This is a genomic window from Pseudomonas sp. (assembly GCF_026224925.1).
Taxonomy (GTDB): domain Bacteria; phylum Pseudomonadota; class Gammaproteobacteria; order Pseudomonadales; family Pseudomonadaceae; genus Aquipseudomonas.
This window is the reverse complement of the sequence record NZ_JAMFRV010000461.1, coordinates 1-11,326: the sequence shown is the minus strand read 5'-3', so window position 1 is coordinate 11,326 and position 11,326 is coordinate 1. Positions and strand designations below refer to the sequence as shown.

The following is an 11,326-nucleotide window of genomic DNA, read 5'->3' as shown; positions in this document are numbered from 1 at the left end:
TTGGCCGCCGGTCGCTCGGTGGGGGAAATAGCCACGTACCTCAACCGCAGCAAGCAAACGGTCAGCGCGCAAAAGGTCAGTGCCATGCGCAAACTGGGCCTGAGCAATGATGCAGGTCTGTTTATTTACTTGCAGGAACACGGGCTAACGTGAAACCGGCCTGCGTGTGCTCGGCTATCCAGCTTAACAATTCAGCCTCGCTCATCGGTTTGGCAATGAAATACCCTTGCACCGCCGGCTGGCCCAGCGCGCTGACCGCCTCATAGTCACCGACTGTTTCCACGCCCTCGACCACGACGTTCATTTCCATCCTGTGCGCCATCATGCAGGCGCCCGCTACCACAGCGGCCTTGCGTCCATCTTCGGCCATGCCACGGATAAATTCCGCTGGAATCTTCAGCTCGGAAAATGGCAATTGCAGCAGCCGTTGAATATTCGAAGCGCCGGTACCGAAGTCATCTATAGACAATTTGCAGCCCTGCATGCGTAAGCGCAGCAAGCTTTCCATCTGCGCAGTGGAGGTCTGCAGCGCAGAGCTCTCGACAATTTCAAGGGTGAGGATATTGGCCGGTAAATCGAAATGCGCCAGAAGTGCCAGGACGCCATCGGCAAAATAAGCCTCACTGAGCATTGCTGGAACAACATTGACGGCAACTGGCAGTGGTTCTCCACTCGCTTGCATCATCTGGGATGACAACGTTAATGCCAGCTCCAGCATCCGCCAGGTCAGCGGCACGCTTAACCCAGCCTGCTCAACGGCAGCCATAAAACTACCGGGCGCCAATAGGCCATGGCGTGGGTGTTGCCAGCGCACCAGCGCTTCTACGCCGAGCAAGTCGCCACTCAAGCTGACTTTCGGTTGGTAGTGTGCGATCCATTGTTCGAAGACCCGATTCTCGCCAATGCACTGACCTGGGGCCAATTGATGCAGCTCCTCCAGCGAAAACAATACTGCGTCTGACGCAGGTGAAAGGGGTTGGATCACCCGGCCCGATCCGGCACAGTACAACTCCAGCAATTCACGAAGCGCCACGGCCGACGTGGGTTTTTTCAAACTTCCCAGCACCCACATCCCCTGCTGCCGGGCCAAATGTGCAACCCCATCAAGTACGCTTCGGTCGCTGCTGCTGAGGATGACGATCGCGCCAGCCTGCTGATTTTCAGCCAGATAGCGGATCATCTCCAGTCCATCCGGACCCTCCATTTGCAGGTCACAAATGGCGATATCGACAGGACCACGATTGGCCAGCGATTGCTTAGCGCTGGCAACACTGTGCGCGGTCATGACATTGAACACCTGATTGGCGTTGAGCATCTGATGGAGCGCCATCAGTTGAAAAGCGTTGTCTTCAAGTATCAGTACAGTCAGTGAGCGCACGGTTTTACCTCCCGATTCGAAGCCGTTTTAGCCACGGTGTCTGTACTTTAAAGACCTCGCTATCTGCACCCAATAAGACACGTCCTAAACTGCCGGCTCCGACAGGTGAGACTTGATATCCATGCGCAACTGATCAATGGCAGCGTTCACCGTTTGCCATTGCGGCGGCAACATTGCGCGGGCCTGCTCACGTACGCTGCCGTCGAGGCTAGCGCAGGCCTTGGCTAACGGCACGGCATCAATCAGACAGGCCACACCCTTCAAACGGTGCAGTGAAGCACTGAGTACCGGCCAGTCCAATGCACTGACCGAGGGTTGGAGGATCTCGCTCTCCTCTCGCAAATTTTTCCAGAGTTCAGACAACAAACGCTGCATCTGTGTGTCGTTGGCTTGGGTCATCTGCCGAAGCGTGTCGATGTCGAATGAACGCAGCGGTGCAATCTCCGCCAGTACTTGCGCCAGCCGATTCAAAGCCACTGGTTTGACCAATAATTGATTCATGCCTGACTGCTCGCAGCGGTCGCGCTCGCCACTCAAGGCATTGGCTGTACAGCCGATGATTGGACACGCGCGACGTTGCTCGTCTAGTTCAATCCGGCGAATAGTCTCAGTCAGCGCGTAACCACTCATGCCTGGCATGTTGCAGTCGGTAAGAACCGCATCAAAATCACCTTTTTCCCACTGCTGCAAGGCCGCGCGGGCACTGCTGACCGCTACCACATCATGCCCCAGGAACTCTAACTGCCGAGTCAGCACCAATCGATTGGCTGATAAGTCGTCGACCACCAACAGCTTCAGCGAGCGGCTCGCGAACGGGACTTCAACGGCATTACTGGTGTTATCGCGCACAGGGGTCACACGGGCCAAGCCCACCTCGACCGTCACACACGTACCCACTCCGGGCTCACTTTCAACGCTGACGCGTCCCCCCATCAACTCAATCAATTGCTTGCAAATACTCAAACCGAGCCCGGTACCACCATAGTTGGCAGCGGTGTGATCGCTTGCCTGAGCAAAAGGCTGGAACATCTGATCTTGCTGTTCGGCGTCAATGCCGATACCGGTGTCCTGTACGCTGATCCGCAGGCAAGGTCGATGCGGATCACCACAAACATCGACCTGTATTGACACCCCGCCTTCGTGGGTAAATTTCAAGGCGTTGCCCAACAGGTTGTGCATAACTTGGCGCAAGCGCATCGGGTCAAGCCAGTAATCGCCCTCAGCCTCCTGCGCGAACTCCAGTCGCAGTTCAAGGCCCTTGTCCGTTGCGCAGGCCTTGAACAATCGATATATGCCGTCGAAAAACTTCCGCAAAGGCGTGACCGCCAGCGCCAGCTGCATGCTCCCGGATTCGATTTTGGTCAGGTCCAGACTGTCGCCGATCAGCTCAATCAACTCCACTGCCGACTGATAAGCGACATCAAGTCCTTGAGAGGGCGTTTCGCCCCGGAGCACTGCCTGTTCACGTTCAAGTTCAAGCAAGCCAATAACCGCGCTCATCGGTGTACGGATTTCATGGCTCATGGTCGCCAGAAACGCACTTTTAGCTTCGCTGGCTTGTTCGGCCTGCTGCCGAGCTTCAGTAAGCTGGACCTCCAGTTGTTTACGTTGGGTGATATCAATCCAGCCACCCAGCAACCCCTGCAGTTCACCATCAGCACTGTAGAACGGCACGGTCCATTGATAAGCGTCGATCAAACGACCGAACAATTCCATGCGTCGATCAGCAAAAATCGGCTGCTGGGTTTCCAGCAATCGCAAGTAGTCAGCGTGCATCTGTTGGGCACTCAAGCGCGGGATCAAATCGACATCAATCAACCGACGCCCGCTCATTTGTTCGAAACTGACGCCAAAGCTCTCTTCATAGCTGCGGTTGCACGAAATCAGGCGACCGTGGAGGTCACGCACGTAGATGGGGTTGGGGATGCCGTCGAGCAGCGCGCGCTTGAATGCCAACTGGTCGCTCAGTTGCTCTTCCGCCCTGAGCCGCTGACGGATCTGGTTCTTCAACCGGCTGTTCCAAATCAATGAAATCAATCCCAGCATCAGCGCAGCGACCAGCGTCCAGTAAACCCATTCCGGGATGCGCTTCCAAACTGGCGGTTGGCTGATGACAGCACCCAACCATTTGATGCGTATTGCCCGGAGGTCAGCCACAGGAAACTCTTCGAGCGCCTTGTTCAGGATGCTGAGCAGCTCGGGCTCCGTATTGAGTACGGAGAAACGATCTGACGACCATTGCCCCTCGACACTGCGCCCAACTTTCAAACCGTCATGCGGAAACATGTGAGCGCCCGCCTCGCTCTGGATGGTTGCATCGGCCCGACCGTCTACTACCCGCTGCCGGGCTTGTGCGTAGGTTGTTACTGAGAGAATCTTGATCTCGGGGTAATTTTTACGGAGATAGTCTTCCATTGCATGTTTGGCAGGAATCGCAAGCTTACGCCCCGACAGGCTCTTCAGACTGACCCCCGACACATCCTTGTCACGCACAACAAAGACCCAATTGCTGCCGCCAAATGAGTAGGTGAAATCGAGAAATTTTTTGCGCTCGCTGTTCTCTGCCATGGTCGTGCTCATGTCGGCCTGACCGCTGCGCAGCAACTCCATACTTTCTTTGGTTGACGACACTTCTCTGTGAACGAACTGCAAACCGGTCATGCGTGAAATACGCTCAAGCACATCCACGTTTAGACCGATCCATTGACCGTTTTGATCTTTGTAGAGATACGGTGGATGTTGCCCGGAAACCACCGTGACTCGGGAATGCTTGCGAATCCAGCCCTGCTCGGCAGTGCTTAGTTTGATTCGTTGTCGGCCAACATCAGCGCCCAGGCCAGTGGTCCAGCGACCGAGCACTTCACGTCGAACCGAATCATTAAGGTCCTGCAATGCGAGGTTGATCATTGCGGCCAGCGCGCTGTCTTCCTCGCGGGTAGCAAAGGAAAACCCTACGGGGGGCAATGCGCTTTCAAACTTGATCTGCAACCCCATGTACGGCCGCAATGCCGTATAGGCGCGCACAATGACTTCGTTGCCGATAAAAGCATCAACTTCGCCTTGGCTCAATGCCTCAAAAGCGCTCTGCAGGTTCGGGGCCAGGATTACGTCACTGTCGGGGTAAACCCGATGCACTACTTGTGCGTCAGCGTAGCCATCAAGCAGCACGACTTTCTTGCCTTTCAAGCCCGACGGCAGCGTGACATCGTTGCTACGCCCGACGATTACCGAACGGTCCGGCAAGTAGTTCGCAGAGAACGCCAGACCTGCCACACCGCGCTCAAAACCATTGGCGCTGGTCAGTACGTCGAGGGTGCCGTTACGCAACGCGTCAACCGCCTCGTTGCGTCGAGCAAACCCGACTATTTGGATCGGCACCGAGAGCTTGGCGCCGATCAAACTCAGGTAATCGGCGCTAATGCCCTGATAACGATTGCGATCACTGGTGATGTCGATCGGTTCGTAATCGGCAATCGAGATGCCTACCCGCAATGGGTGATGCTGGTCGAGCCATTGTCTTTGTTGGGAGTCTAACGTCAGCGGGGTCAGGCTGACAAAGGGCGGCACGAGCCTGAACGGCAAGCTTTGCGCGGCAAACGCTGTTTGAAAGAGGCATAGCAGCGACGACAGCAGGGCTACGCGCATCACGTTTTTAAGGGCGGCATTTGTGCCGTACAGACTGACTTCGTTCACCGCTTGCTCCATTCCCTATGGATCCAAATACCCCGCAAGTGTGGCACGCTAAAATAAGAAAGCCCGCCGAACGGCGGGCCTTATGTTGTTACACGACGATACAGCTAGAGAGGCTTGCCGCGGTTGCCGTGCTGGCTGACAAAAGCCTGTACGGCTTTGAGGTCGTTCGGCAACACGGTGCACTTCTCTTTGCGTTCAAACAAATCAGACAAATGTGCAGGCAGCTCAAGCGCTTTTCCTACACCGGCTTTATCCACCGCCTCTGGGAACTTGACCGGGTGTGCGGTCCCCAGAATAACCATTGGCGTGTCCAGGCTGCGACGGCAGTCGCGAGCCGCTTTTACGCCAATCGCGGTGTGCGGATCGAGCACTTCACCGGTGCTTGCAAACACCTCGGCAATTGTCTCGCATGTCTCTTCGTCGCTGACCGCCAGTGAGTCGAACAGCTTGCGGGTTTCGGTCCAGCGTTCGGCATCGACACTGAATGCACCGCTCTGCTTGAAGGTGTCCATCAGGCCGGCGATCGCTGAGCCGTTACGCCCATGCATATCGAACAGTAAGCGCTCGAAGTTCGACGAAACCATGATGTCCATGGACGGTGACAAGGTCGCGTGCAGGGTGTCCTTGGTGTACTGATTGCCGCTCATGAACCGGTGCAGAATGTCGTTACGGTTGGTTGCAACGATCAACTGGCTGATCGGCAAGCCCATGTTGCGTGCCAAATACCCAGCGAAGATATCGCCGAAGTTACCCGTCGGCACCGAGAACGCTACGGAGCGTGCCGGCCCGCCAAGCTGCAGCGCGGCGTGAAAGTAGTAAACGATCTGGGCCATGATGCGCGCCCAGTTGATCGAGTTGACCGCTACCAGACGCGTACCTTTCAGGAAATCCTGATCGGCGAAACTGGCCTTGACCATTTCCTGGCAATCATCGAAGTTGCCTTCAATGGCAATGTTGTGAATGTTCTCGCCGGCAATCGTCGTCATCTGGCGACGCTGAACTTCCGAGACGCGGTTGTTCGGGTGCAGGATGAAGATATCGACGTTGTCGCAACGACGGCACCCTTCGATGGCCGCCGAGCCGGTATCACCCGAGGTTGCGCCCAGAATTACGACGCGCTCACCACGCTTGGCCAGCACGTAGTCGAGCAAACGCCCCAGCAGTTGCAAAGCAAAGTCTTTGAATGCCAAGGTCGGGCCGTGGAAAAGTTCAAGCACCCATTCGTTGCCATTCAGCGGGCGCAACGGTGCAATACCGCTGTGAGCAAACACGCCGTTTTCGCCTGACGAATAGGTTTCTTCGAGAATCTTTTTGAAATCGGCATCAGGAATGCTGCCGGTGACAAACGGCCGCATAACCCGGAAAGCCAACTCGTGATACGGCAGGCCGGCCCAGGAAGCAATCTCTTCCTGAGTAAAACGCGGCAGGTTTTCTGGCACATACAGGCCGCCATCGCTGGCGAGACCAGTGAGCAGCACGTCTTCAAAGTTCAGCGCGGGCGCTTGGCCGCGGGTACTGATGTAGCGCATGGGAATCAAACCTTCGGTCTAGGGCTGCAAGCTTGAAGCTTGCCGCTACTCAATTTAAATGTTCTACGCGGATACGAATCACTGGTCCAACCACGTCCTGCAACGCTTCCAGGGCCTCAATGGCATCGTTCATTCGCTTTTCTACCACGCTGTGGGTCACCAGAATCATAGGCACCAGGCCGTCGTGTTCTTCGACTTCCTTCTGCATGATCGATTCGATGTTGATGCCACGTTCCGACAGAATGCTCGCCACCTGAGCCAACACGCCCGGATGGTCCTTGGCCTGGATGCGCAGGTAATACGCACTTTCACAGGCTTCGATCGGCAGGATCGGGTGCGCAGACAGCGAGTCCGGCTGGAACGCCAGGTGTGGCACACGGTTCTCTGGATCGGAGGTCATGGCACGAACCACATCGACCAGGTCAGCGATAACCGACGAAGCCGTAGGCTCCATGCCAGCCCCAGCGCCGTAGAACAGGGTCGAACCTGCTGCATCACCATTGACCATGACCGCGTTCATTACGCCATTCACGTTGGCGATCAGGCGATCGGCAGGAATCAGTGTCGGGTGAACACGCAACTCGATGCCCGCAGCGGTGCTACGTGCCACGCCCAAGTGCTTGATGCGATAGCCCAACGCTTCGGCGTAGTTCACATCAGCAGTGGTCAGCTTGGTGATGCCTTCGGTGTAGGCCTTGTCGAATTGCAACGGAATGCCAAAAGCGATCGACGCGAGAATCGTCAGCTTGTGTGCAGCATCAATGCCTTCAACATCGAAAGTCGGGTCGGCTTCGGCATAGCCCAGCGCCTGAGCTTCGGCCAGTACGTCAGGAAAGGTACGGCCCTTCTCACGCATTTCGGTAAGGATGAAGTTACCCGTGCCGTTGATAATCCCGGCTACCCAGTTGATGCGGTTGGCTGACAAGCCTTCCCGAATCGCCTTGATTACCGGAATACCGCCAGCCACAGCGGCTTCGAACGCAACGATAACGCCCTTCTCACGGGCCTTGGCGAAAATCTCATTGCCGTGCACGGCGATCAGCGCCTTGTTGGCAGTGACCACATGCTTGCCGTTTTCAATGGCCTTGAGCACCAGTTCACGAGCGACGGTGTAGCCGCCAATCAGCTCGATGACGATGTCGATCTCAGGGTTGGTCGCCACTGCGAAAACGTCGGTGGTCGTAGGGGTACCGGCAATTTGGCAGTTGGGGTTTGGCGTACGCACGGCAATTTGCGCAACTTCTATGTCCCGCCCGGCACGGCGAGCGATTTCCTCAGCGTTACGTTTAAGCACGTTAAAGGTGCCGCCACCGACAGTACCTAGCCCACAGATGCCTACTTTGACCGGTTTCACTATGAACTCCCCATAAAACGGCCGACGCGAGGGCCGGCCGTGAAAAACGCCACCTGCAATGAGGTGGCTCTCTATTTAGCGAAGCGGCGGTTGAGCCCGCACGCCCATAATCGTCAAAGGTTAACGTTGGCGAAGCAGGATTACTCAGCGCTCAATGCCAGCTTGGCAACTTGCGGTGCTGGCTGATAACCCGGAATGATCTGACCGTCAGCCAAAACGATGGCCGGCGTGCCATTCACACCAATTGACTGGCCCATTGCATATTGCTTGGTCACAGGATTGGCGCATTTTGGCGCATCGATTTTCTTGCCAGCGACCATACGGTCCATGGCGCTTTTCTTGTCTGCGGAACACCAGACCGCTTGCAGTTGTTCATCACCCGGCGAATCCAAGCCCTGACGCGGGAACGCCAGATAACGGACTTCGATACCCAGGCGATTCAACTCTGGTACTTCAGCATGCAGTTTGTGGCAATACGGGCACGTGGTGTCGGTGAACACGGTGATATGCGATTTGGTTTCGCCGATGGCCGGGTAAACCACCATCTCAGCCATAGGGATGCCATTGATCGTCTTCGAGATAGCCAGACGTTCGGTTTTCTCGGTCAGGTTGACCGGTTTACCATCCTTCATCTGAAACAAATAACCCTGCATCACGAACTGGCCGTCAGCACTGGCATACAGCACGCGCCCGCCCTGAAGTTTGACTTCATACAGGTCGTTCAGTGGGCTGGCCACGATGGTCTCGATTGGCACGTCGAGCTTCAAGGTGGCGAGCGTTTTACGAATGGCTTTATCGGCGGCATCGTCAGCCTGGGCAAACATACTTAGCGAGCTGGCCAGCACGATGGCGGCAGCGGCAAAAATCTGGGTCACGCGCATGGGGACTCCTTGGGCAATGGGCTATGGGGGTTGCTAATAACGGTGGTCATGGAGGACCAAAGGCGTTTTAGTAATGCCCAAGTTGCTAACCGGCAAAGCCTATCACATTAGGGCTGAGAGGCCGACTTCGGCTGATGTAAGACCGGTCGAAAAATCACCGCTGTTTTTGCGTCTGACAAGAAGCCTTCCCGAATGAATTCGGTCCCACGGTTTTGAACTGACACACTGTGGGACCGAATTTATTCGGGAATGGGCTTCACATCCAACATCATTTAGCCCCGAGGATGGTGCTTGGCGTGCATTTCTTGCAACCTTGCCCGGGCGACATGGGTGTAAATCTGTGTGGTCGACAAATCACTGTGCCCCAACAACATTTGCACCACCCGCAGATCAGCACCGTGATTGAGCAAATGAGTGGCGAAAGCGTGCCGCAGGGTATGCGGTGACAACGACTTTCCGATACCGGCAACCATGGCGTGGTGCTTGATCCGGTGCCAAAACGTCTGCCGGGTCATTTGCTCCCCGCGCAAACTGGGGAACAGCACATCGCTAGGACGGCCGTTAAGCATTTCCGAGCGGGCATCACGCATGTAACGCTCAATCCAGACAATCGCCTCTTCGCCCATGGGTACTAAACGCTCTTTGCTGCCTTTACCCATGACGCGCAGAACGCCCTGGCGCAAATTGACCTGTTCTAGGGTCAAGCTGATCAGCTCGGTGACACGCAGACCACAGGCGTATAGCACTTCAAGCATGGCACGATCACGCTGGCCGATTGCCTCGCTCAGGTCTGGCGCCGCCAATAATGCTTCGACATCCGCCTCGGACAGCGACTTAGGCAGCGGCCTGCCCAGCTGGGGCATATCAACTTGCAACGTGGGATCAATCAGAATTAGTTTTTCGCGCAATAAGTAACGATAGAAGCCCCGAACCCCGGAAAGGAATCGTGCGGTCGACCTTGGCTTATAGGCTTTTTCCAGGCGCCAGGCCAGGTGATCCAGAATCAACTCACGACCGACCTTCTCCAGCTCGACACCCTGCTCTTGCAGCCAGCCATTGAACAACGCCAAGTCACTGCGATAAGCGTCGCGAGTATTATCCGACAGGCCTTTTTCCAGCCACAAGGCGTCTAGAAATTGGTCGATCAAAGGGTGGTCGATAGCAGGCATGTTTTTCCGAGTATTTACTAAGAGTACATCGGGAGTTTCCCACGAAATCCGGGCAACAAAAAAGCAGCCCTTAGGCTGCTTTCTTTACATCGTGAAAAACTGAAATCAGGACAGTTTTTCTTTGATGCGAGCTGCTTTACCGGACAGGTCACGCAGGTAGTACAGTTTGGCTTTGCGAACGTCACCGCGACGTTTCACTGCCATGCTGTCGATTTGCGGGCTGTAGGTCTGGAAAGTACGCTCAACGCCAACACCGTTGGAGATTTTACGAACAGTGAAAGCACTGTTCACACCACGGTTACGCTTGGCAATTACTACGCCTTCGAACGCTTGCAGACGCGAACGGTCGCCTTCCTTCACTTTCACCTGAACGACAACAGTGTCGCCCGGGGCAAAGGGAGGGATCTCTTTAGTCATCTGCTCAGCTTCGAGTTGCAGAATGATTTTGTTAGTCATGCTGTGCTCCTAAGGCAGATCATCAGGATCTACCATCGATACGTTAACTATCGTCCCGCTCGCGGATATATTCCGCCAGCAGCTTTTTCTCTTCTCCAGAAAGCGAGCGGCTTTCCAGAAGATCGGGTCGTCGTTCATAGGTCCGCCCAAGGGACTGCTGTAAACGCCAACGCCGGATATGTGCGTGATTGCCACTTAGCAACACGTCAGGAACACGCTGATCCGCATACACCTCCGGTCGGGTGTAATGCGGGCAATCCAGCAGACCATCTGTGAAGGAATCTTCCTCCGCAGAGTCCGCATGCCCTAAAGCTCCAGGCAGCAGCCGTGTAACCGCATCTATCAGGACCATCGCCGGCAGCTCGCCACCGGAAAGTACATAGTCACCAATCGACCACTCTTCATCGACATGAGCTTCAATGAAACGCTCGTCAATGCCTTCATAACGACCTGCGATGAGGATAAAAGCCTCCCCTTGCGCCAGTTCGCGTACCGCCGACTGATTCAGTTGGCGGCCTTGTGGCGACAGGTAAATAACCTTCGCCGCTTCCCCTGCTGCCTGCTTGGCCTGAACCAGAGCATCTTCCAGAGGCTTGATCTTCATCACCATGCCCGGACCACCGCCAAAAGGGCGATCATCAACAGTGTGGTGACGATCAGTGGTGTAGTCCCGCGGATTCCAACAAGTCAGCTGTAGCAGCCCTTGTTTCACCGCACGGCTGGTAATGCCGTAGTCGCTGATAGCGGAAAACATCTCAGGGAACAGACTGATCACTTCTACGCGTAGGCTAGCCATGTCGCTTAGAAGTCCGCATCCCATTCCACCTTCATCTCGCCGGCACCAAGGTCAACTGCCAACACACACT

At 55.6% G+C, this 11,326-nt stretch carries 9 protein-coding genes; 1 reads left to right on the top strand and 8 read right to left on the bottom strand.

Going from position 1 to position 11,326, the window contains the following annotated elements; translation table 11 throughout:
- Positions 1-153 (top strand): LuxR C-terminal-related transcriptional regulator (locus tag M0974_RS19845; RefSeq protein ID WP_297840597.1); only part of this gene is annotated, 153 nt, incomplete at its 5' end.
- Here the strand turns inward: M0974_RS19845 and M0974_RS19840 are convergent.
- The 8 genes from M0974_RS19840 to trmD all read right to left on the bottom strand — a co-directional run bounded on the left by M0974_RS19840 (position 122) and on the right by trmD (position 11,256).
- Positions 122-1,378, bottom strand: a complete 1,257-nt coding sequence (locus tag M0974_RS19840) for an EAL domain-containing protein (protein WP_297840591.1) — start codon at positions 1,376-1,378, stop codon at positions 122-124. The genes M0974_RS19845 and M0974_RS19840 overlap by 32 nt on opposite strands.
- 84 nt (positions 1,379-1,462) lie before the next feature.
- Positions 1,463-5,023, bottom strand: a complete 3,561-nt coding sequence (locus M0974_RS19835; RefSeq protein WP_297840594.1) for a transporter substrate-binding domain-containing protein — start codon at positions 5,021-5,023, stop codon at positions 1,463-1,465.
- 152 nt (positions 5,024-5,175) lie between these two features.
- Positions 5,176-6,600: a threonine synthase gene (gene thrC, locus M0974_RS19830; RefSeq protein ID WP_297840587.1), complete on the bottom strand. Its 1,425-nt coding sequence runs from the start codon at positions 6,598-6,600 to the stop codon at positions 5,176-5,178.
- A gap of 49 nt (positions 6,601-6,649) precedes the next feature.
- Entirely contained in the window at positions 6,650-7,954 is a 1,305-nt protein-coding gene (locus M0974_RS19825) for a homoserine dehydrogenase (protein WP_297840584.1), read from the bottom strand.
- Positions 7,955-8,094: 140 nt separating this feature from the next.
- The gene (gene dsbC, locus M0974_RS19820) at positions 8,095-8,835 is read right to left on the bottom strand and encodes a bifunctional protein-disulfide isomerase/oxidoreductase DsbC (protein WP_297840581.1); all 741 of its coding nucleotides are present in this window, start codon (positions 8,833-8,835) and stop codon (positions 8,095-8,097) included.
- A 272-nt stretch (positions 8,836-9,107) separates the two neighbouring features.
- A complete protein-coding gene (gene xerD, locus M0974_RS19815) occupies positions 9,108-10,004 on the bottom strand; it encodes a site-specific tyrosine recombinase XerD (protein WP_297840578.1) in 897 nt (298 codons plus the stop codon).
- A 105-nt stretch (positions 10,005-10,109) separates the two neighbouring features.
- Positions 10,110-10,460 carry a 50S ribosomal protein L19 gene (gene rplS, locus M0974_RS19810; protein ID WP_296248607.1) on the bottom strand — a complete coding sequence of 117 codons (351 nt, stop codon included), beginning with the start codon at positions 10,458-10,460 and terminating at the stop codon, positions 10,110-10,112.
- 43 nt (positions 10,461-10,503) lie between these two features.
- Positions 10,504-11,256, bottom strand: coding sequence for a tRNA (guanosine(37)-N1)-methyltransferase TrmD (trmD, locus tag M0974_RS19805; RefSeq protein WP_297840575.1), 753 nt, complete (start codon positions 11,254-11,256; stop codon positions 10,504-10,506).
- Positions 11,257-11,326 lie beyond the last annotated feature (70 nt).